We start from the raw sequence: 22,689 nt of genomic DNA, 5'->3' as shown, positions 1-22,689 counted from the left end.
CTTTTTCAAACACCTAAAAGGTTTTAGAAACCTTACAGGAAGCTATATGAAACAGACCTCACAGGTTTTGAAAACCTGTGAGGTCTTAAAAACTATTCTTGAGCTAATGATGGGTGCAACCACTTTCTAGCTTTCTCTTTTGTAATTCCTTTTCTTTCGGAATAATCTGTTACTTGATCATCAGTAATTTTACCTAAACCAAAATACTTTGCTTCTTTATTAGCAAAATAATAACCAGAAACTGCAGCTGCTGGCCACATTGCTAAACTTTCGGTTAACGTAACTCCTATTTGATTTTCTACATCTAATAAATCCCAAATGGTTTCTTTTTCTAAATGATCTGGGCAAGCAGGGTAACCAGGTGCAGGTCTAATACCTTTGTAATTTTCTTTAATTAAATCATCATTTGTCAATTCTTCATCAGCAGAATAACCCCAATGTTTTATTCTAATTTGTTTATGTAAATACTCTGCAAAAGCTTCTGCAAAACGATCTGCTATAGCTTGCGCCATAATTGCATTATAATCATCTTCTTTAGCTTTGTAAGAGTCTGCCAATTCTTGTGCTCCAAAAATACCTACACAAAAAGCACCCATATAATCTGTTTTTCCAGTTTCTTTTGGAGCCACAAAATCTGATAACGCAATATTTGGTATCCCTTCTCTTTTCTTTAATTGCTGACGTAAAGTTCTAAAAACAAATTCTTCTCCGCCTTTTTTATGAACAGAAATATCATCCTCATTAATGGTATTTGCCTCGAACAAACCAAATATTGCTTTTGGTTTTAAAAGTTGCTTTGCAATGATTTCTTTTATCATTTGTTGAGCTTCTTCATACATTATTGATGCTTGCTCACCAACTACTTTATCCGTTAAAATGTCTGGGAATTTTCCGTGTAAATCCCAACTTCTAAAAAACGGACTCCAATCTATAAAAGGTACTAATTCTTTTAAACTTAGTTGCTCTAAAGTCTGAATTCCTAATTCTCTAGGTTTTACAATTTCTGATGTTTTCCAATCAATTTTATATCTACGTTTGCGAGCTTCATCAATAGAAATATAAGATTTTTCTTTACCTCGTTTTAAAAACTTGGTTCTGAATTCGTCATAATCTTTCTTTAATTTGGCAACGTACTCATTATTTGTTTTCTTATTCAATAAATCACCTACAACTGTTACTGCTCTAGATGCATCATTTACGTGAACAACCGCATTTTTATATTGTGTATCAATTTTAACAGCAGTGTGTGCTTTTGATGTTGTTGCACCACCAATTAACAATGGCAACTCGAAATTTTGACGTTCCATTTCTTTGGCCAAATACACCATTTCATCTAAAGAAGGTGTAATTAATCCGCTTAAACCAATAGCATCTACATTTTCTTTTTTAGCAGCTTCTATAATTTTTTCAGGTGGTACCATAACACCTAAATCTACAATCTCATAGTTATTACAACCCAAAACCACAGACACAATATTTTTACCAATATCATGAACATCGCCCTTAACAGTTGCCATTAAAATTTTACCTAAAGGCCCCCTAGCCCCCAAAGGGGGAATTGCTAAGTTTGCTTTTATTTTTTCTAAAACAAAATCTAAATTTGATAAAACTTGCTGATTAGTGAATCTTAATACTCTATATCCTTCATTTTCTAACCATTCAGTTCTTTCTTTATCTGAAACTTTATTTTCTGGTAATTGATGAATTGAACCATCAACCTCAACTATTAAGTTTGTTTTTAGACATATAAAATCAGCAATATAGTTACCTATAATATGTTGTCTTCTAAACTTGTATCCATCTAGTTTTTTATTACTTAAAACATCCCACAGTAAACTTTCTGCTTCTGTTGGTTGATTTCGCATTTTCTTAGAATACTCAAGAAGTAAACTATAGTTTAATGGATCTGTAGTTTTCCAATGTAAAGTCCCCTTTGGGGATTTAGGGGCCTCCTTTTTAGCTTCCTCTATAAAAGGGTTAAGGTAACCTACTGCTTTTTTCATTACCCTAGCAGATTTTACAACCTGAGGTAAAAACATTTTTCCTGCTCCAAATAAATCTCCAACCACATTCATACCAATCATTAAGTTACCTTCTATAACTTCAATTGGTTTTTCTGCTTCTTGCCTTGCTTCTTCAACATCTTCAATAATAAAAGCATCAATTCCTTTTACTAAAGCGTGTGTAATTCTGTCTTGTAACGGATTTTCTCTCCAAGATAAATCAACAGTTTTACCAACTTTAGACCCTTTTACAGTTTCTGCAAAATCTAATAAACGTTCTGTTGCATCTTCTCTTCTATCTAAAATTACATCTTCTATATGTTCTAATAAATCTTTTGGAATATCATCATAAACCTCTAACATTGCAGGGTTTACAATTCCCATATTCATACCAGCTTGAATGGCATAATACAAGAAAACAGAGTGCATTGCTTCACGAACTCCATTGTTACCTCTAAACGAAAATGAAACGTTACTTACACCTCCACTTACAGAAACATTTTCTAAATTTTGACGAACCCATCTTGTAGCTTCAATAAAATCGATGGCATTTTTTCTGTGCTCATCCATTCCAGTTGCCACAGGAAATATGTTTAAATCGAAAATAATATCTTCTGATGGAAAGTTAACTTTATTGACTAAGATATCATAAGATCTTTTAGCTATTTCAATTCTTCGTTCGTAATTATCTGCTTGTCCAACTTCATCAAAAGCCATTACAATTACAGCAGCTCCATACTTTTTTATTAGTTTAGCTTCTTTTATAAATTTATCTTCACCTTCTTTTAAAGAGATTGAATTTACAACACATTTACCTTGTACAACTTGTAAACCAGCTTCAATGATTTCCCACTTAGAACTATCAATCATCATTGGCACTCTACAAATATCTGGTTCTGCAGCAATTAAGTTTAAAAAACGAACCATTGCTTCTTTTCCATCAAGAAGTCCATCATCCATATTAATGTCAACGATTTGCGCTCCTCCATCAACTTGATGACGTGCAATATCTAAAGCTTCATCAAATTTTTCTTCCTTAATTAATCGTAAAAACTTACGAGAACCTGCAACATTTGTACGTTCTCCAACATTTATAAAATTGCTATTTTCGTTCAAGATTAGTGGTTCTAATCCTGATAATTTCATGTATTTGCTCTGCATTATCTTCATCTACTTTCTATCATTTTATAAAGAACTTTCTACTGTACTGACAGTTACAGCTTCTCTAGGTTTATATTTAGCAGCAATATCTGCAATTACACGAATATGATCTGGTGATGTACCACAACAACCCCCAATAATATTGATTAGATTTTTCTTTAAATATTCTTCAATCTGTTCTCCCATTTCTTCTGGGGTTTCATCATACTCACCAAAAGCATTTGGTAAACCTGCATTTGGATGTGCAGAAACTGCAAACTCAGTTTTATTGGCAATTGCCTCTAAATGGGGTTGTAATAAATTGGCTCCTAAAGCACAATTAAATCCTACTGAAAGTAATGGAATATGAGAAACAGAAATTAAAAATGCCTCTGCTGTTTGTCCCGATAAAGTTCTACCAGAAGCATCTGTAATTGTACCACTTAACATTACAGGAATTTCGATAGCTCTTTCTTCTTTTACTTGCTCTATTGCAAATAAAGCTGCTTTTGCATTTAAGGTATCAAAAACAGTTTCTACTAATAAGATATCTGCTCCGCCATCCATTAAAGCTTCTGCTTGCTGTTTGTAAGCAATTCTTAATTCATCGAAAGTTACAGCTCTATAACCAGGATCATTAACATCTGGAGACATACTTGCAGTTCTGTTGGTTGGCCCAATAGAGCCTGCTACAAAACGTGGTTTATGTGGTTCTTTTGCTGTAAATTCATCAGCAACTTCTTTGGCTATTTTTGCAGATTGATAATTTAGCTCGTACACTAAATCTTCCATCTGATAATCTGCCATTGCAATTGTAGTTCCAGAAAAAGTATTGGTTTCTATAATATCTGCACCAGCTTCAAAATATTTTCCGTGAATAGTTTTTATAGCCTCTGGTTGCGTTATAGACAATAAATCGTTATTACCCTGCAAAGGTGTTGGGTAATCTTTAAAGCGTTCTCCTCTAAAATCTTCTTCTGTAAATTTATAAGCTTGTAGCATAGTACCCATAGCACCATCTAAAACTAAAATTCTCTCTTGTAAAGCTTTGTATATGTTTGACATATTTTATTATTCTATCATATGTCATCAGGAAAGTGGTATTTTTCGCTGTTATCTGTCAATTACTGTTTTGATAAATCATCAAAATAGATTGTAGAATGTAGCACCTTTCTCATTTCTGAGAGGTTGCCAAAGCTTCATTGGGTCTAATCCCTCTGCCTTTCGTGATAACGTATTAATAAGTTTATGAACTAAATTCGCGACAAAGTAACGAACTTTTTTTTTGATTTTATAGCAAATAGCTATTTTACTTTTAATTTACTGATAGATATCTGATGATAAGTATCTATCTCCTCTATCGCAAATGATTGCTACAACAACTCCTTTATCTATTGAGTTTGCTACTTTTAATGCTGTTGCAACAGATCCCCCACTACTCATACCTGCAAAAATACCTTCTTCTTTTGCTAGACGAATAGTCATTTCTCTTGCTTCTTCTTCACTTACTTCTAATACTTGATCTATTTTTTTTAAATTAAAAATAGCTGGCAAATATTCTTCTTTCCATTTTCTGATACCAGGAATTCTTGCACCATCTTTAGGCTGTGCACCAATAATTGTAATGTTTTCGTTTTTTTCTTTTAAGAAATCTGAAACACCTGTAATTGTACCAGTTGTACCCATTGCAGAAACAAAATGCGTTACTTCGCCTTCTGTATCTCTCCAGATTTCTGGACCAGTTGTTTTGTAATGTGCCTTTGGATTATCGAAATTGTCGAATTGATTTAATCGAAAATATCCTTTTTTATATTTTAATTTTAATGCGTGATCAATTGCACCTTCCATACCTTTATCAGCAGGAGTTAAAATTACTTTTGCACCATAAGCACGCATTGTTTTAACTCTTTCTATAGTTGAGTTTTCTGGCATTGTTATTACCATATTTACACCCAAAACTTTTGCCATTAAAGCTAAAGCAATACCTGTATTACCACTTGTAGCTTCTACTAAAGTATCTCCTTGTTTAATATTTTTTCTTTTGATGGCTTCAGAAATCATATAATAAGCAGCTCTATCTTTTACACTTCCTCCAGGATTGTTACCTTCTAATTTTAATAATAAAGTAACTCCTTCTTTTTTAAAGATATTTCTTGCTTCCACCAAAGGTGTATTTCCTACAAAATCTATGATACTTTTTGTCTGCATTTTTTAATTTCTTTTTTGAAAAATATTATTTTCTGATTGTACAGTTACTACAGAATTTTCTAAAATTGATTCTGTAACACAAACATTTGCGCCAATAACAGAATTTGCGCCAATAATTACATCACCACCTAAAATAGTAGCATTTGCGTAAATAACAACGCCACTTTCTATAGTTGGATGTCTTTTAGTTGATGCCAAACTCTTTTTAACTTGGATACCTCCTAAAGTTACTCCTTGATAAATAGAAACATCATTTTTAATAATGGTTGTTTCTCCTATTACAATACCTGTTGCGTGATCTATAAAAAATGAATCGCCAATTTCTGCACCAGGATGAATATCTGTACCTGTTGTACTATGTGCAAATTCGCTCATCATTCTTGGCAAAACAGGAACTTCTAATTTTAGCAATTGATGACTTAAACGATGTACAGCAATTGCATAAAACCCAGGATAAGCCAAATAGACTTCTTCTAAACTTTTGCAAGCAGGATCATTTTTTTCTGCAGCTATGGCATCTAAATCTAATTTCTCTCTAATTTCTACAAAGAAACTTTTATACTCGCTCCAAAGATGCTCACCTTTTTCTACAGATAATCTTCTTAGTATTTGTAAAAACTTATTTCTGGTATCTGCACCACTTTCTGCTAAATCATTTACATCGAACAAATTATTAATTAATTGTTTGGTAAAAACCTCAACAGCGTCTCTTAAACACATGCTGTAATTTTTAGCACCAATTAATTGGGTTGCTTCTTTTATTTGTTCTGATTGTTTCATTTTTTAAACTCTAGCTTTCTGGCGCTAATTCTACTTCTAAACCTTCTAATTCTGGTGTCATTTGTATTTGACAACCTAATCTACTATTATCTTCTACATTAAATGCTTCTGCTAACATTGCATCTTCATCGTCTGTCATTTCTGGTAATTCGTGATCAGATTTTACATAACATTGGCAAGAGGCACACATTGCCATTCCTCCACAAATACCAATAGTACCTTCTTCTGCTAACTCGTAAGAACGAACAACTTCCATAAGGTTCATTGCCATATCTGTTGGCGCAACAATTTCATGTGTTTCGCCATTTCTATCGGTTATTTTTATGTTAATATCTACACTCATTTTTATTTATTTACCAAAGTCCAAAATTAATGAATTTGGATGATTTTAAACCTTACAAATTTTAAAAACTTGTTTAGATTTACACCTTTAAATTTACCTTTTATTGCAAGAAAGCAATTGATTTTTTAAACTAGTTTAGCCCAGATTGAAGCATTTGTTTGAGCTCTTTTTGCCTTTTTAGGCAAAAAATCGAGTGCTGAAAGCTGGAAATAGCTTCTTAAAAACATTATTTTCATAAATATTTTTGGACTAAAAAGCTATTAACATACCTATTAGGTTTTAAAACCTTGCAGGATTGCTATTCTATTGCTTTTACAACTGCTTTTGGTGCTTCTTTCTTTGTACCATCAAATCCTTGTACACCACCTACTGTTGTATACTTCATTACATATTTCTTGTCTGGAAAAATTCTTTTGTATGCACTTTGACACATTAAAGTTGCTTCATGAAAACCACAAAGAATCAATTTTAATTTTCCTGGATAGGTGTTTACATCTCCAATAGCGTAAATTCCTGGAATATTTGTTTGATAATCTAAAGCGTTATTTACTTTAATTGCATTTTTTTCGATTTCTAGGCCCCAGTTTGCAATTGGCCCTAATTTTGGTGATAAACCAAATAAAGGGATAAAGTGATCTGTATCTATAATTGCAGCATCTTCGCCTTTTTTCTCTACAACTACACCTGTAACTTTATCATCGCCAATAATTCCTTTTACTTCGGCTGGAGTTATAATGTTGATTTTACCCAAGTTTTTTAATTCTTGTGCTTTTTCTACTGAATCTAAAGCGCCTCTAAATTCGTTTCTTCTGTGAATTAAAGTTACTTCTGATGCAACATCTGATAAGAAAATTGCCCAATCTAAAGCAGAATCTCCACCTCCAGAAATCACCACTTTTTTATCTCTGTATAATTCTGGCTCTTTAATAATGTATTCTACTCCATTATCTTCGAACTTTATTAAGTTATCAATAGCTGGTTTTCTTGGCTCAAAAGAACCTAAACCACCTGCAATAGCAACAATTTTTGCGTGATGTTTTGTGCCCTTATTTGTAGTTACAATAAAAGTACCATCATCTTGTTTATCTATAGTTTCTGCTCTTTCTCCTAAAGTAAAACCTGGCTCGAATTGCTTAGTTTGTTCTAACAGTTTGTCTGTTAAATCGCCTGCTAAAATTTCTGGATAGGCAGGAATATCATAAATTGGTTTCTTTGGATAAATTTCTGAACATTGACCACCTGGTTGTGGTAACGCATCTATTAAATGACATTTTAATTTTAATAAACCTGCTTCGAAAATTGTGAATAATCCTGTTGGTCCTGCTCCGATAATTAATATATCTGTTGTAATCATAATTGTTTGCTTTTGGCTTTTCGCTTTTGGCCTTTCGCTAATTGCAAAACGCTAAAGGCTAATAGCCATTTTATTTCTGTACTAAACTTTTTGTGAATTCGTTTAGCTTTTCTACTTTTTCCTCAAAGTCTCCTTTGATGGTTTTTCTATACTCGTTTAAATTCTTTACTAAATCATCAATATTTTCTGGAATTACTTCTTCGAAAAACTGACGTAATCTTTTAGCTGTTGTTGGCGATTTTCCGTTTGTAGAAATTGCCACTTTTACATTTCCTTTTGTTACAATTCCTCCCATATAAAAATCGCAATATGGTGGATTATCTGCAACATTAACTAAAATACTTCTTTTTCTACAATGGCTGTAAACTGTTTCGTTAATTTTAGGAATATCGGTTGTTGCCACAACAATGTGCTTCCCTTTTAAATACTTTTTACTATACTTTTTTTGAATAAGTTTTACATTCCCTTTTTTTGACAAAGTTACTGTACCTTCTCTAAACATTGGTGATACAATTGTTACATTAGCATCTGGGCTCGATTTTAACAAAAACGTTAGTTTTTCTTCTGCCACAAAACCTCCACCAACAATTAATACTTGTAAGTTTTTGGTTTTTAAAAAAATAGGATATAAATTATTTCTTTCCAAAATACTATTCTTTTAATTGAGTTGCATATTCTTGTTGAATATCTAAAATGACTTGACGATGTTTTACAACATCTCCCAAAACAATAATTGCAGGATTTCTTAATTCGTTTTCTACAACAACATTTTCGATAGTATCTACAGTGCCTATTCCGATTTTTTCATCAGCTCTTGTGCCATTTTGAATAATAGCAACTGGTAAATTATTTTTACCTTGAGCTTGAAATAATTTTACAATTTGAGGCAACTTACTCATGCCCATTAACACCACTACTGTTGCATTAGACTTTGCTGCCAATTCGATATCTGATGATATTTTATGCTCTTTTGTTGTACCCGTAATTACCCAAAAACTTTCTGAACTCCCTCTTTTTGTTAAAGGTATATTTTGATATGCAGGCACTGCTAAAGAAGATGAAATACCTGGAACAATTGCTGTTTCTAAACCATTATTTGCAGCATATTCCATTTCTTCTGCTCCTCTACCAAAAATAAATGGGTCTCCACCTTTTAAACGAACTACGTGTCCAGAAGTTTTAGCTCTTTCTACAATTAATTCGTTAATTTGTTCTTGTTGATAACGATAGCAGCCTCTACGTTTACCTACAAAAATTTGCTCTGCTTCTGGATTGATGTAATCTAGTAATTCTTCATTTACTAAAGCATCGTATAAAACAACATCTGCAGTTTTTAAAACTTTAATTGCTTTTATTGTAATTAAATCTACATCTCCAGGACCAGCACCTACAACCGTTAATTTTGGCGTTTTTAAACTCATACTTTTTCTTTTAAGCGAATTATTGTGCAACTGTAGTTTCTGCTTCTCTATAAGCTCTTACTTTTTGTAAAAATGTATTTGCATCATTTATATATTTCTCAGCAAACTCTTTTGTTGGTGCATATTTATTAATTTGATAAATCAACTCTGAAAAAGATGTACCTAAATTTATTTTACCAGATGTTACAAATAAATCATCGAATTGCGCTATTATACTTGCGTGTGTATTCGTTTTCTTATTTTCTGCTAATAATGATGCTTTTGCAGAATTTACTATTGATTGATATGTATAATAAATTGAACCAGAATACACTCCGTTTTCTAAGGCATCTTTTGCATTATCAATTTTCTCTTCACTTTCTAAAAACAAAGTAGCAATTAAATCGATAACAACACCTGCACACTCTCCAATTCCGATTTCTTTTACATACTTTTCAGACTCTCCCCAATCAATAAAATCTTCTTGGGTTAAATTAGTTGCGTCTTGTAAATCGTTTAAGAAATTATAGAAATATTTTTCTCCTTGTTCTTTATAATAATCAACAAATTGTTTTCCGTTTGCATTGGCTTCAAAATCGTTTAAGATTCTTCTTAATGCTTCTGGGCCTCTTCTACTTGGTACTTTTACAACTTTATCTGCAAAAACACCATTTCCATCACCTAAATTACCACCACCTAATAAAACTTGCAATGCTGGTGCAACTAATTTGTCTGGCGTTCTTACTGTCATCCCTTGAAAACCAATATTAGCCATATTGTGTTGCCCACAAGCATTCATACAACCACTAATCTTAATAACAAGATCTTCGTTTTTTAAGTATTGAGGATATTCTGCAGCAATCACTTTCTCTAACTCTTCTGCAATTCCTGTACTACTTGCAATACCTAAATTACATGTATCTGTTCCTGGACAAGCTGTAATATCTACTGCTTTGTTATACCCTGCCTCAACAAAACCTAATTTTTCTAGTTCTTGATAAAAATAAGGAACCAAGTCTTCCTTAACAAAAGGAATCACAATATTCTGACGTAATGTTAATCTAATTTCTCCTGCTGCATATTCATCAACTAAATCTGCTAATAATCTTGCTTTGTCTGTGTAAAAATCTCCTAATAAAACTTTAATTCCGATTGCTACAAAACCTTCTTGTTTTTGGGGAATTAAATTAGTCGATTTCCATAATTCAAATGCTTCTTGGTTTTTAATTTCAACCTGAGGCACATCAACAGAAACAGGAGTTGAAGCAACATAAGCGTCTGCATCTATGGCAACCGTTTTTAATTCAATTGCTTTTTGTTCTTGTGCAATTAAATCTCTAAAAGCTTCTAAACCGATATCTTTTAATAAGAATTTCATTCTTGCTTTGGCCCTACTTTTACGCTCACCATATCTATCAAAAATTCTTAAAACACCTTCCATTACCGGAATTATTTTGTCTGATGGTAAAAACTCGTATAAAGTTTCTGCGTGTCTTGGTTGCGAACCTAAACCACCCGCTACCATTACTTTAAAACCTCTTATTCCGTTTTCAATTTTAGCGATAAAACCTAAATCGTGTAAATAAGACAAGCCTGTATCTTCATCCGTAGAAGAAAATGAAACTTTAAATTTACGTCCCATTTCTTGACAAATTGGGTTACGTAAAAAGAATTTATACAATGCATCTGCATAAGGAGAAACATCAAAAGGCTCGTTAACATCTATACCTGCAGTTTCTGATGCTGTTACGTTTCTAACCACATTACCACAAGCTTCTCTTAATGTAACATCATCTTTTTCTAACTCTGCCCACAATTCTGGAGTTCTGTTTAGATCTACATAATGAATTTGAATATCTTGACGCGTTGTAATATGCAATCTACCTCTAGAATATTCATCAGAAACTTCAGAAATTCTGCGTAATTGATTACTCTTCACTTTACCATAAGGCAGTTTTATACGAATCATTTGTACGCCTGCTTGACGCTGACCGTAAACTCCTCTTGCTAAACGAAGACTTCTGAATTTTTCCTCATCAATTTGTAGGTTATTGAATGCAGCAATTTTATCTGCCAATTCAATAATATCTTTTTCTACAATCGGATTTTCTATTTCTGTTTCAAAACTTTTCATACAAAAGCCCATCCTAACCTTCCAAAAGGGAAGGAACTCTTACTCGGGTTTTAAGAGTATTGTTAATTACTTTTTTCTCTATTACCTACAAGGTTTTTGAAACCTTGCAGGATGTTTTACTTTATAAAACCAACACCAACAGTATTATTCGTTTTTGGGTTAATTAAAATAAATGACCCATTAGATTTATTGTTTTTATAAGCATCAAACGCTAAAGGTTTACTCAATTTTAATTGAATGTCTCCAATTTGATTTAATTCTAGTTCTGATGGATTTTCTTCAATTCCAGAAAAATCAGTTTTTATGATGCTTGATAATTGTGTAATTTTCGCTTGGGCATCATTTACACCGTGTTTGATGTAATATTTTTGTGATGCCTGTAAAGGTTCTTTGTCCATCCAACAAATAGTTGCGTCTAATTGTTTTGCAATTTTAGGTTCTTCATTAGTTTTTACTAACATATCTCCTCTACTTACATTTACATTATCTTCTAAAGTAATGGTAACTGAGCTTCCTCTTTTTGCTTTTTGATATTCTTTATCGAAAAAATTAATTGTTTTGATTTTTGATTTTGTTAATGATGGTAAAACAGCTACGTCATCTCCTACTTCAAAATCTCCTCCGTAAATTTTGCCTGCATAGCCTCTAAAATCGTGGTATTCTTCTGTTTTTGGTCTAATAACAGTTTGTACAGGAAAACGCGTTTGAGATTCGTCGTTAATATCTTCTGCATCTAAATTTTCTAAGTGATGCATTAATGTTTCTCCTTTGTACCAAGCCATATTATCAGATTTTTCAACTACGTTATCACCTTTTAATGCTGATAAAGGAATGAAGGTTAAGTTCTGACCCTTGTATTCGCTTTTGCTAGCTAAATATTCAATTTCACCTTTTATAACATTATATTTTTCTTCTGAATAATCAACTAAATCCATTTTATTTACAGCAATTACAACATCTTTAATTCTTAATAAATTATTGATAAAAAAGTGTCTGTAAGTTTGCTCTACAACTCCGTTTCTAGCATCAATTAAAACAATAGAAGCTTGTGCTGTAGAAGCACCAGTAACCATATTTCTTGTGTATTCTATATGACCTGGTGTATCTGCAATAATGAAACTTTTGCTAGGCGTAGAAAAATAAATATGTGCTACATCTATTGTAATACCTTGTTCACGTTCTGCAACTAAACCATCTGTTGCCAACGAGAAATCTAAATAATCAAATCCTCTTTGCTGACTTTTTTCTTCTATGGCTTCTAACTTATCATCTGTTAATGATTTGGTATCGTATAAAATACGACCAATTAAGGTACTTTTACCATCATCTACACTTCCTGCTGTTGCTATTTTTAATACTTTCATTTTTATTAGCTGTTAGCTATTTGCTTTTGGCTTTTAGCTTAATTTGTATTCTTTTTATTTTTTTGCTAATGACTAAAAGCCAAAAGCTAAGGGCTAAAATTTTCTTAAGAAAATTTTAGAAATACCCTTGCTGTTTTCTTTTTTCCATTGCTGCTTCAGAACGTTTATCATCTATTCTGGCTCCTCTTTCTGATATGGAGGAATCTCTGATTTCTTCAACAACTTTTGCAATGTCTACTGCATCAGATAAAACTGCTGCTGTACAACTCATATCGCCTACAGTTCTAAAACGAACCATTCTTTCTTCTACAACTTCTTCCTTGTCTCTATACACAACTTCATCATCTGCAGACCAAATCATACCATCTCTCACAAATATTTTTCTTTTGTGGGCAAAATAAATAGACGGAATTTCAATTTCTTCTTGCTCTATATAAGACCAAACGTCTAATTCTGTCCAGTTTGATATTGGAAAAACACGTACATTTTGCCCTAAATCAATCCTTCCATTTAACATATCAAAAACCTCTGGACGTTGGTTTTTTTCATCCCATTGGCCAAAATCATCTCTTACAGAAAAGATACGTTCTTTAGCTCTTGCTTTTTCTTCGTCTCTTCTTGCGCCACCAATACAAGCATCAAAACCAAATTCTTCTATAGCATCTAATAAAGTTTCGGTTTGCAACATATTTCTACTTGCATACCTACCGGTTTCTTCTTTTACTCTACCAGAATCGATATTATCTTGTACATTTCTTACAATTAACTCAACCCCTAATTCTTTTGCTAAACGATCTCTAAATTCTATAGTTTCAGGAAAATTATGACCTGTATCTATATGCATTAAAGGAAAAGGGATTCTTGCAGGATAAAATGCTTTTTGCGCTAAACGCACTAGTGTTATACTGTCTTTTCCTCCAGAAAATAACAACACTGGTTTTTCGAATTGTGCAACTACTTCTCTAAAAATATAAATTGCTTCGCTTTCTAAAGCATCTACTTGAATTGTTGTCTGACTCATTGTCTTATTTTTTATATATGTAAACCACATTCGCGGTTACTCTCTACTTTTGTTGGATCGAAATAGGTGAATTCATTTGGTAAATTCTTTTCTTCTAAATAGGTATCTAATTGCTCATCTGTCCAATTATAAAACGGACTTACTTTTACAATTCCGTCTTTGCTTACAGAAACAACATCTATACTATTTCTAAAAGCAGTTTGCCCTTTTCTAAGATTTGTAAACCAAACATCTGGTTCATGTTCTTTCATAGCTCTAGCAAAAGGTTCTAATTTTACCTGCTCTGTAAAAACTGCGTGTTTTGGATCTTCTATAGACGGAACTCCTAAAACCACATTTCTATGCGCAGCAGTTTGTTTTGGTGTATATAATTGAATGTTTAAATCTAATTTTTCTATAATTTCTTCTGCGTGCTTGTAAGTCTGTACTGTATTGTAACCCGTATCGCACCAAATTACTTTTATATCTTTTTTTACTTCTGTAACTGCATTTAAAATAGCAACTTCATATGGTCTGAAGTTTGTTGTAATTACTGCATTTTTTGCAAAAGAAATAGCCCAAGCAATAATTTCTGCAGGACTTTTATCTTTTAAATCATTGTTTATTTTATCTAAATCTAGGCTCATTATTTTCCCCATTTTATTTTGTTCCAAACTCTTTCGTGAAAGAAGTATAAGATTAGTTTTGTTAAGAAATCTACAGAGGCAATCGATGCTGCCAAAGCTATTTTACCTGTTAAAATATAAGAGACTATTAATGTATCTAAAGTACCAACAACTCTCCAGCTTAATGCTTTTACAATACTTCTTACAGGCTTCTCTGAAGTAACATCTTCTTCAAAACTTTGTTTTGCTATCTTTTTGTTAAAAATCATTTGATCTACAATCATAATAATTTATTAATACCATTACCCTATTTACTTAGTAGGGTATGCAAACTTACGTTATTTACAAAGAAAAAACGCTGTTCTAAGCATAAAAATTACTTAAATACTGATGATTTAGTACATTAACAATAAAAGAAGCTAATAATTGAGAATATATAATTACTAAAAGGTTTTAGTAGAAGAAATAATATGTAATTTATTAACCGAAAAGCATATAGAAGTCTGTTAAAACTAGAAAGTTTTACCTAAAGTGAACTGAATAGGAATTGCAACACCATCATTTTTAGTAAAAATATTACCATTTGAGTAGTGCATTATACGTAATTCGAAATTATATCGTCTTTTTTTTCCGAAAAAAACACCAAAGCCCATAGTGTCTTGATAGGTAGTTTTGGGACCAGTTTGAGTATTATCGATATCGCTTTTAGAAATATAAGTTGGTCCTATTATTGAGTAATTAGTATAAAAATCATAATCTTTTTTTCTTAATAAATAAAAACGCAATACTGGAAAAATTGAAAATGCAAACACATCTGTTTTACCTCTTGTTGATTGAAAATATGTAGCGCTTACACCCCAATCTAAAGAGAAAATTTTCTCTGACCTATAAATTAACCTTTGATAAGTTAAAGAAACTGCGTGTTGCGCTTTTATTTCTCCTACCCAAAAAACAGGAATTCCGAAACTCTCGAAATTACCTACTTTCATACTCATTCCAAAAAATTCATTTAATCCAAAACCAATCTCTCCTGTACCATAACTAAATTGTAAAATGTTATTTGGAAAAAAGTAATCGTTTTTTGCATATTCATTTGCAGTTTTATCATCAACTTGTTGCAAATGATATTCAAAACCTAAAGAAAATTGCGAAATTGATGGCTGATTTTGTTTTTCTGATTTTGGTAAAAATGTTCCGTTTGCAGACAAGCGCCATTTTTCTGTTAATCGATATTGTAAGCCAAGACCATAAATTAAACTCGCATAATGTGCATCATTATAAATTTCTTTATCATCTATAGAAAAACCAAATCTGGTTAAATTAGCAATACCAGCTTCTGCATAAAAAGAAGTTTTGTTCGATAATTTAAAATCTTTTTTAAGTGATAAAAACCAAGCATTAATCCAAACACTTCTTTCATAACCAATATTGTTTACATTATTGTATTTAAACCATGAAGCTGGTCTCATTGTACCAAATTGTGCTGATAAATTATTAGTTATTTTATGCCCCAGCATGAATCTGCCAGAAAACCAATTTTTACTAAATGTTTCTGTTTGATAACCTTCGATTAAATTATCATTTGAAAAGGGATAGAAAATTCCTCCGAAATTTACACTATAATAAGAATTGGCTAAAAAATTGGTGAATTTTGTTTTTTGCTTTTCTTCTTCTTGACTAAAAAGAGAAACAGAAAGAAAGAAAATTAGCAATAGAAAACGATTTTTATTTTTCATTGATTGTGCAGCAATTTATCAAAAATAAAAAAACAAATTTTAATTGTTGGTTAAATCTGCTAATGTGGTATTTCTGAAAATTTGTAATGTATTATCTCTAACTTGTATCATAAGTTTATGAACTGAACAAGCATTTTCATCTGGACAATCAGCACATTTTTCATAAAAATTTAAACTTACACAGGGCACCATTGCAATTGGTCCTTCTAAAATTCTCATAATAGACGTCATATGAATTTCTGATGGCTCTTTTAAGAGATAATAACCACCTCCTTTTCCTTTTTTAGAACCCAAAAAACCATTTTTTCTGAGCGTTAACAAAATACTTTCTAAAAATTTTAGAGAAATGTTTTCACTCTTAGAAATCGTAGCAATTTGCACAGGACTTCTACACTCTTGTTTTGCTAAAAAAGTAAGTGCTTTAATTCCATATTTTGTTTTTTTAGATAGCATAATACAAAATTACATAATTTAAATCAATCACCATACTAAGATAGTAGGATAAACTTTATATCTAAGTTTATTACTAAATCCTAATACCTAAAAATGATACAAAAAGCTTCTTAATTCGTTGTATGACTTTTTTCTAGTGCATAAAAAGTTGCTTGTGCATAATCGTTTGCATCACCTGTGTTATTTGCTTGATAAATTCCGGCTTTAAAATACATATATTGCCCACTTACATTAAAACCGCTATTTTGCATATTTACAGTTTTTACAACATCCTCTTTTCCTTCTCTAGAAACAGTAAACGTTAGTAAATCACCAACAACATTTATGGTATAAGTGAACTTTTCGTTTAGCGCAATTCCGTCTTCTGGATTTGCTACAGAGCTACTTCTAGAGCCAATTACATCAATCCATTGTTCATCTCCATTACCATCTGTTGGTTCGTGAGCAAAATAAATAGACCCCAAAGCATTGTTTTTTAATTTTCTATAATAAACACGAATTGGTTCATCATCATTTGCATGAATTTGCCCAATAATTAATCGACCAACATGACTACTACTTCCTGTTGTAGTAACGTGATTTATAGCTAAAGTTGCTGTCATTTCTCCATCATAACCAGCAGCAGCATTTTTATCAGAATCTGGTGCAGTACCAAAAACCCAGTTGTTTTTATTTACACCTTGAGTACTAATACTTGTATCAGTTCCTCTCAACATTTCTCGCAATTCAACTCTGGTATAACTTGTATTTGCTGATGTTTTAAAACCATCAACAGGGCATTTAAAAACCATACCTCCATCATCAGCAGTATAGAAATATTCATCATCTTCATAACCGCTATTCATTTCACTAACAGAAATTGTTTTTGCAAAACCACTTCCGTTATTTTCTGGTGTATTTAATTTCCAGGTTGATAAATCAAAATTTTGTGATGGTGGTTTATTTGGGTCTAATTCTCCAGAACTTTCTTCTCTGGCTGCTTGTGTAATTGTTATGGTTTTTGACAAATTACCAACATTTACAGTAATTGATCCTGTTCGTTTTTCGTAAACCGAATTTGTAGCTGCAGTAATTTCTATAGTTGCGTTATTTGTACCATATCTTGGTGTAACTGAAATCCAATCTCCAACTACATCAGTAAACCAATACATATTTGCTGTAACGTTTACTGTTTGTGTTTCTTGATACGCAGAAAACTCATTAACTGTGGTTAGCTCTAAAATTTCTGTTAGCTCTTCTTCTGTTTCGCTAGAACCACAAGCAGATAAAGACATCAATAAAAAACTAATAAAAAGTAATCTGTAGGCATTTTTCATAAGACAAATAATAACTTTATAATTGAGTTTTTAAAAATACAAAATTGGTTAACCAATTTACGTTGTTTTTAAATAAAATTATTATTTAAGATATTTAAAACCTAAAAACAGCTGAAAACAACTAGAAAAAATAAGACTTAAGTTAGACTATTTTTCTAAAGCCTGACTTAAATCTTCGATAATATCATTTGCATTTTCTAGACCTACAGAAACACGTACTAATCCGTTTGTAATGCCAACTTCTAATCGATCTTCTTCTGATAAACGTCCGTGAGTTGTAGAAGATGGATGCGTAACAATAGTTCTTGTATCACCTAAATTTGCTGATAATGAACACATTTTTATTTTGTCTAAGAATTTTCTACCAGCTTCAATTCCGCCTTTAATTTCGAAAGCAACAATGTTACCTCCTAATTTCATTTGTTTTTGAGCTACTTCATATTGAGGATGCGATTTTAAAAAAGGGTATTTTACCAACTCAACATTTTGATTTTCTTCTAAAAACTCAGCTACTTTTAAAGCATTTTCGCAATGTTTTTCTACTCTAATCGATAAAGTTTCTAAACTTTTTGATAAAACCCAAGCATTAAAAGGAGACATTGCTGGCCCAGTATTTCTTGCAAATAAATAAATTTCACGAATCAAATCTTTCTTACCTACTGTAACTCCACCTAAAACTCTACCTTGACCATCCATTAATTTTGTAGCAGAATGGATTACCAAATCTGCGCCGAATTTTATAGGTTGTTGTATGTATGGTGTTGCAAAGCAATTATCAACAATAAAAATAAGATTATGTTTTTTTGCAATTTTACCAATTAACTCTAAATCTAAAATATCAACAGCAGGATTTGTTGGTGTTTCTATATAAAGAATCTTAGTATTTTCTTTAATTAAGCTTTCTACCAAATCTACTTCATCAACCTTAAAGTAAGAGGTTTCAATATTCCATTTTGGCAAATATTTGGTAAACATACTATGAGTAGAACCAAATACAGATCTACAAGAAACAATATGATCGCCTGCGTTTAATAGGGCTGCAAATGATGAAAAAATTGCTGACATACCAGTTGCAAAAGCATAACCGCTTTCAGCACCTTCCATTTGTACTACTTTTTCTACAAATTCTGTTGTATTCGGATTTGTAAAACGACTATATAAATTACGCTGTTTTTCTTCTGCAAATGAAGCTCGCATTTCTTCTGCATCATCAAAAACAAAACTCGATGTTAAATATAAAGGTGTAGAATGCTCAGAAAACTGACTTCTTTCTGTTTGATTTCTAATTGCTTCTGTTTCGAAATGTTTGTTCATTTTAAATAGTTGTTAGTTGTTGGTTTTTAGTTGTTAGTTATTTCTTATTGATTGAAATACTGCCAACTGAAAACTGCTTACTAATTTAGTTATTATGTTTTGCTAATCTTAATATATCTCCAAAAACTCCTCTTGCAGTTACACTTGCTCCTGCTCCTGCTCCTTGAATTACAATAGGTTGTTCTCCATAAGATTCTGTATAAATTTCAAAAATTGCATCAGAACCTTTTAAAGAACCTAAAGGTGTGTTTATTGGCGTGGAAACTAATTTTACTTCTAAAATACCTTTTTCTTTGGATAAATCTCCACTTAATTCGCCAATATAACGTAAAACGTGGTTTTCTTTCTGATTTTCTTTTATTGTTTGATATTCATCATTCAATAACTCTAATTTCTCTAAGAAATCTTCTGCAGAACCTTCTCTTAAATTTTCTGGAATTAAATTTTTGATTTTTACTTCATCAAACTCATTTTCTAATTCTAACTCTCTTGCTAAAATCAGTAATTTTCTAGCAACATCATTACCTCCTAAATCTTCTCTAGGATCTGGTTCTGTAAAACCTTTATCTATTGCTTGCTGTAAAACTTCTGAAAAAGGAACATCATTCGCAGAAAAATTATTGAATAAGTAACTTAAGCTCCCTGAGAAAACTCCTCTAATTTTGGTAATATTTTCTCCTGATTCATGTAGTAAACGAATGGTATCAATCAATGGTAAACCAGCACCAACATTAGTTTCGTATAAATATTGTTTTTTATAATCTTTTAATTTTGCACGCAATTCTTTATAAAAATCAAAAGACAAAGTATTGGCTATTTTATTACAAGAAACTAAATCGAAACCAGCTTCTATTAACGGAATATAATTTGCCACAAAATTTACACTTGCAGTATTATCTACAGCAATTAAGTTTTCTAAATGGTGTGTTTTTGCAAAGGAAATAATATCATTTACAGATACATTTTCATCTCCATTATTTAATAAATTTTGCTTCCAATTTTTAGTAGCGCCATCTTTTTTTAACAATACTTTTTTAGAGTTTGCCACTGCAAAAACATTCAATTGTAATTTACGTCTTTCTAAAACAGATTGTGTGTTTTCTATAATTTGATCGATTAAAGTTCCACCAACCAAACCTTTACCAAAAATGGCAATGTTTATCTTTTTGGTTACCCCAAAAACCTGACCGTGAATTACATTTACAGCTTTAAATAATTGCTCTTTTTTAACCACTAAACTTACATTTTTACCAGTAACAGTGTTGTTAAACAATAGTGGTACAATTTGATTTTTAATTAAAGCATTATATGGATGATGAAATTGACTTAAATCTTGCCCAATGATAGAAATTACAGAAACTTCTTCAAAAACAGTTATTTGATTTACATCTTGTGCATGAAAATCACTCTCAAATTCAGCTTTTAATGCATTTACAGCACGTAAAGTATTTTCTGCATTTATGACCAAACCAACACCTCTTTCAGAAGAACCTTGTGCAATAATATTAACACTAATATTTTCTTTACTTAACGCATTAAAAATACGAGCATCTACACCAACTTTTCCTAATAAACCTCTACCTTCAAAATTAATCATAGCCATATTTTCTATGGTAGAAATAGTTTTTATTCCTTGTGATGCTGATGTTGAAGAAATTAAAGTTCCTTTATCATTAAGATTAAACGTATTTAAAATTCTAAGGTTAATATTTTTTTCTATTAACGGAATAATTGTTTTAGCATGTAACAAATTCGTACCAAAAGTAGCGAGCTCATTAGCTTCATTAAAAGATAATTGATCTATTTTTTTTGCATCTGCTACCAATTTTGGATCGGCAGTATAAATTCCACTAACATGTGTATAATTCTGTAACTCATCCGCATCTAAGAAATTTGCTAATAAAGCTGCAGTATAATTACTTCCATTTCTACCTAAAGTGGTTGTTTCTCCTTTTTTGTTTGATGAAATAAAACCTGTAACAATGTTAATTGTAGATTTATTTTCTTTAAAATACTGAATTACATTTTCTTTAGAAACGGCTTGAATTGGTTGTGCGTTTCCAAAATTTTCATCAGTAATTATTAACGATCTTGCATCAACAGGATTAACAGAAATACCTTCTTTTTCTAATAAACTCGCTAGTAATTTTACTGATAATAATTCTCCTTGCGCTAAAACCTCGTCTTTTATTTTTTGGCTGTAATCACCTAATAAAGAAACGCCTTCAAAAATGGTTTCTAGTTTTGTAAATTCTTTTGATAAATCAACTGAATCATTAGGTTTTTGTTGATATTCCTTGAACTTTTCAAATTCAGTTTTGTATTCTTTTTTATAAGCTGCTAACTCTAAAATAGTTTCTAAATCGTTGGTTGTATTTCCTCTTGCAGAAGCAACTACCGTAAATTTTTCATCATTTTTATATTTATCAACAATAATATCAATGGCATTTTCTATGCCTTTTCCGTTTGCTAAAGATTTACCTCCAAACTTTATTACTTTCATCTTCTTTTCTCTGTAATCCTTATTAAAAATGGGTTCAATTATTTTTTCTAATTGATTGTATTCTATTAAAAAAGCATCATGACCGTGCACTGAATTAATTTCATTATACGTTACGTTTGCTTTTGTTAATGCTAATTTTTTATGTGTTTCTCTGTTTTCTTCTGCTGTAAAAAACAAATCAGAATCCACACCAATAATGTGAATATTAGCATCTATTTGATCTAAAATTGTAATGTCTTTTTTGCCACCAACAGTAACATCAATCGTTTTTAACAATTGATTCATTAATTTATAAGACGATAATTGATAACGTTCTTGCAACTTTTTTCCATGATGCAACAACCAACTTTCTACATTAAAAATAGCAGAATCTTCGTTTTTAGATCGATGAAAACGCTCTTTAAAAGACTCTGGTGTTCTGTAACACAACATGGCGTGCATTCTAGCATCATGTACAGGATTGCTAGAATTTACCAAAAATTGCTCTTGAATTTGACAATTGGCAATTAACCAATCTGTAGACTTCCAATCTGTGGCAATAGGCAAAAAATGTTGGGTAATTTTATTATTTAACACTACCATTTCCCAAGCAATTCCACCACCTAAAGAACCTCCAATTAAAGCAAATAATTGCTTAATTTTTAAGATTGATAATCCTTTTAAAAACAGTTTTGCTACATCTCTGGCAATAAAATCTTTGTAATTATCTATTAAAAATTCATCAAAACCATTACCAGGAATATTAAAAGACAACACTGTATAAACATCAGTATTAATGGCTTTTTCTTTACCAACAATGTCTTGCCACCAACCATTTTTACCACCAACTTCGCTATTACCTGTTAATGCATGATTGATTAAAACCACAGGAGCTGTACCCAATTCTTTACCAAAGACTTGATAACTCAAATTTAATTCAGGAATTATTGCACCAGCTTCTGTGGTAAAATCTATTATTTTAATATGTTCTAATGGATGTGCCAAATTTATTACAATTAATACCTACAAGGTTTTA

18 protein-coding genes and 1 riboswitch are annotated in these 22,689 nt (G+C 31.4%); all 18 genes read right to left on the bottom strand.

Features of this window, described 5'->3' with window-relative positions:
* Positions 1-92 precede the first annotated feature (92 nt).
* Positions 93-3,173 carry a vitamin B12 dependent-methionine synthase activation domain-containing protein gene (locus tag BW723_RS08830; protein ID WP_217491448.1) on the bottom strand — a complete coding sequence of 1,027 codons (3,081 nt, stop codon included), beginning with the start codon at positions 3,171-3,173 and terminating at the stop codon, positions 93-95.
* Positions 3,174-3,188: 15 nt separating this feature from the next.
* Positions 3,189-4,208 carry a homocysteine S-methyltransferase family protein gene (locus BW723_RS08825; RefSeq protein WP_068355823.1) on the bottom strand — a complete coding sequence of 340 codons (1,020 nt, stop codon included), beginning with the start codon at positions 4,206-4,208 and terminating at the stop codon, positions 3,189-3,191.
* A gap of 45 nt (positions 4,209-4,253) precedes the next feature.
* Positions 4,254-4,379, bottom strand: a riboswitch (SAM riboswitch).
* Positions 4,380-4,463: 84 nt separating this feature from the next.
* The gene (gene cysM, locus BW723_RS08820; RefSeq protein ID WP_068355826.1) at positions 4,464-5,351 is read right to left on the bottom strand and encodes a cysteine synthase CysM; all 888 of its coding nucleotides are present in this window, start codon (positions 5,349-5,351) and stop codon (positions 4,464-4,466) included.
* Between the two features lie 3 nt (positions 5,352-5,354).
* Positions 5,355-6,131, bottom strand: coding sequence for a serine O-acetyltransferase EpsC (gene epsC, locus BW723_RS08815; protein ID WP_068355829.1), 777 nt, complete (start codon positions 6,129-6,131; stop codon positions 5,355-5,357).
* A gap of 10 nt (positions 6,132-6,141) precedes the next feature.
* A complete protein-coding gene (locus BW723_RS08810) occupies positions 6,142-6,474 on the bottom strand; it encodes a 2Fe-2S iron-sulfur cluster-binding protein (protein WP_068355832.1) in 333 nt (110 codons plus the stop codon).
* Positions 6,475-6,772: 298 nt separating this feature from the next.
* Positions 6,773-7,828 carry an NAD(P)/FAD-dependent oxidoreductase gene (locus BW723_RS08805; RefSeq protein WP_068355835.1) on the bottom strand — a complete coding sequence of 352 codons (1,056 nt, stop codon included), beginning with the start codon at positions 7,826-7,828 and terminating at the stop codon, positions 6,773-6,775.
* Between the two features lie 70 nt (positions 7,829-7,898).
* Entirely contained in the window at positions 7,899-8,474 is a 576-nt protein-coding gene (locus BW723_RS08800; RefSeq protein ID WP_068355838.1) for a precorrin-2 dehydrogenase/sirohydrochlorin ferrochelatase family protein, read from the bottom strand.
* Positions 8,475-8,478: 4 nt separating this feature from the next.
* Positions 8,479-9,249 (bottom strand): uroporphyrinogen-III C-methyltransferase, encoded by a 771-nt coding sequence (gene cobA / locus BW723_RS08795; protein WP_068355840.1) that lies wholly within the window; start codon positions 9,247-9,249, stop codon positions 8,479-8,481.
* Positions 9,250-9,268: 19 nt separating this feature from the next.
* Complete coding sequence (locus BW723_RS08790; protein ID WP_068355843.1) at positions 9,269-11,362, bottom strand: HEPN domain-containing protein; 2,094 nt, start codon at positions 11,360-11,362, stop codon at positions 9,269-9,271.
* A 116-nt stretch (positions 11,363-11,478) separates the two neighbouring features.
* Positions 11,479-12,726 carry a sulfate adenylyltransferase subunit 1 gene (locus tag BW723_RS08785; RefSeq protein WP_068355846.1) on the bottom strand — a complete coding sequence of 416 codons (1,248 nt, stop codon included), beginning with the start codon at positions 12,724-12,726 and terminating at the stop codon, positions 11,479-11,481.
* Between the two features lie 115 nt (positions 12,727-12,841).
* On the bottom strand, positions 12,842-13,747 hold the full coding sequence (cysD, locus tag BW723_RS08780; RefSeq protein WP_068355897.1) for a sulfate adenylyltransferase subunit CysD: 906 nt from the start codon (positions 13,745-13,747) through the stop codon (positions 12,842-12,844).
* Between the two features lie 11 nt (positions 13,748-13,758).
* Entirely contained in the window at positions 13,759-14,373 is a 615-nt protein-coding gene (locus BW723_RS08775; RefSeq protein ID WP_068355849.1) for a phosphoadenosine phosphosulfate reductase domain-containing protein, read from the bottom strand.
* Positions 14,373-14,636 (bottom strand): DUF2061 domain-containing protein, encoded by a 264-nt coding sequence (locus BW723_RS08770; protein WP_068355852.1) that lies wholly within the window; start codon positions 14,634-14,636, stop codon positions 14,373-14,375. Before BW723_RS08770 ends, BW723_RS08775 begins: the two co-directional genes overlap by 1 nt.
* A gap of 228 nt (positions 14,637-14,864) precedes the next feature.
* On the bottom strand, positions 14,865-16,088 hold the full coding sequence (locus tag BW723_RS17975) for an acyloxyacyl hydrolase (RefSeq protein WP_226789196.1): 1,224 nt from the start codon (positions 16,086-16,088) through the stop codon (positions 14,865-14,867).
* Between the two features lie 39 nt (positions 16,089-16,127).
* A complete protein-coding gene (locus BW723_RS08760; protein ID WP_068355855.1) occupies positions 16,128-16,541 on the bottom strand; it encodes an RrF2 family transcriptional regulator in 414 nt (137 codons plus the stop codon).
* A 110-nt stretch (positions 16,542-16,651) separates the two neighbouring features.
* Positions 16,652-17,857 (bottom strand): polysaccharide lyase family 7 protein, encoded by a 1,206-nt coding sequence (locus BW723_RS08755; RefSeq protein WP_068355857.1) that lies wholly within the window; start codon positions 17,855-17,857, stop codon positions 16,652-16,654.
* Between the two features lie 147 nt (positions 17,858-18,004).
* Positions 18,005-19,171 carry an O-succinylhomoserine sulfhydrylase gene (locus BW723_RS08750; protein WP_068355860.1) on the bottom strand — a complete coding sequence of 389 codons (1,167 nt, stop codon included), beginning with the start codon at positions 19,169-19,171 and terminating at the stop codon, positions 18,005-18,007.
* A gap of 85 nt (positions 19,172-19,256) precedes the next feature.
* Positions 19,257-22,658 (bottom strand): bifunctional aspartate kinase/homoserine dehydrogenase I, encoded by a 3,402-nt coding sequence (thrA, locus tag BW723_RS08745; protein ID WP_068355863.1) that lies wholly within the window; start codon positions 22,656-22,658, stop codon positions 19,257-19,259.
* Positions 22,659-22,689 lie beyond the last annotated feature (31 nt).

This window comes from Polaribacter reichenbachii (assembly GCF_001975665.1).
GTDB classification, from domain to species: domain Bacteria; phylum Bacteroidota; class Bacteroidia; order Flavobacteriales; family Flavobacteriaceae; genus Polaribacter; species Polaribacter reichenbachii.
Note: the sequence above shows the minus strand (reverse complement) of the source record. Positions and strands in the feature narration are given on the sequence as shown.

What these genes read in the sequence shown, in the direction of transcription:
- BW723_RS08830 (WP_217491448.1), bottom strand. Translation starts at nt 3,173, where the DNA reads ATGAAGATAATGCAGAGCAAATACATGAAATTATCAGGATTAGAACCA.
- BW723_RS08825 (WP_068355823.1), bottom strand. Translation starts at nt 4,208, where the DNA reads ATGTCAAACATATACAAAGCTTTACAAGAGAGAATTTTAGTTTTAGAT.
- cysM (WP_068355826.1), bottom strand. Translation starts at nt 5,351, where the DNA reads ATGCAGACAAAAAGTATCATAGATTTTGTAGGAAATACACCTTTGGTG.
- epsC (WP_068355829.1), bottom strand. Translation starts at nt 6,131, where the DNA reads ATGAAACAATCAGAACAAATAAAAGAAGCAACCCAATTAATTGGTGCT.
- BW723_RS08810 (WP_068355832.1), bottom strand. Translation starts at nt 6,474, where the DNA reads ATGAGTGTAGATATTAACATAAAAATAACCGATAGAAATGGCGAAACA.
- BW723_RS08805 (WP_068355835.1), bottom strand. Translation starts at nt 7,828, where the DNA reads ATGATTACAACAGATATATTAATTATCGGAGCAGGACCAACAGGATTA.
- cobA (WP_068355840.1), bottom strand. Translation starts at nt 9,249, where the DNA reads ATGAGTTTAAAAACGCCAAAATTAACGGTTGTAGGTGCTGGTCCTGGA.
- BW723_RS08790 (WP_068355843.1), bottom strand. Translation starts at nt 11,362, where the DNA reads ATGAAAAGTTTTGAAACAGAAATAGAAAATCCGATTGTAGAAAAAGAT.
- BW723_RS08785 (WP_068355846.1), bottom strand. Translation starts at nt 12,726, where the DNA reads ATGAAAGTATTAAAAATAGCAACAGCAGGAAGTGTAGATGATGGTAAA.
- cysD (WP_068355897.1), bottom strand. Translation starts at nt 13,747, where the DNA reads ATGAGTCAGACAACAATTCAAGTAGATGCTTTAGAAAGCGAAGCAATT.
- BW723_RS08775 (WP_068355849.1), bottom strand. Translation starts at nt 14,373, where the DNA reads ATGAGCCTAGATTTAGATAAAATAAACAATGATTTAAAAGATAAAAGT.
- BW723_RS08770 (WP_068355852.1), bottom strand. Translation starts at nt 14,636, where the DNA reads ATGATTGTAGATCAAATGATTTTTAACAAAAAGATAGCAAAACAAAGT.
- BW723_RS17975 (WP_226789196.1), bottom strand. Translation starts at nt 16,088, where the DNA reads ATGAAAAATAAAAATCGTTTTCTATTGCTAATTTTCTTTCTTTCTGTT.
- BW723_RS08760 (WP_068355855.1), bottom strand. Translation starts at nt 16,541, where the DNA reads ATGCTATCTAAAAAAACAAAATATGGAATTAAAGCACTTACTTTTTTA.
- BW723_RS08755 (WP_068355857.1), bottom strand. Translation starts at nt 17,857, where the DNA reads ATGAAAAATGCCTACAGATTACTTTTTATTAGTTTTTTATTGATGTCT.
- BW723_RS08750 (WP_068355860.1), bottom strand. Translation starts at nt 19,171, where the DNA reads ATGAACAAACATTTCGAAACAGAAGCAATTAGAAATCAAACAGAAAGA.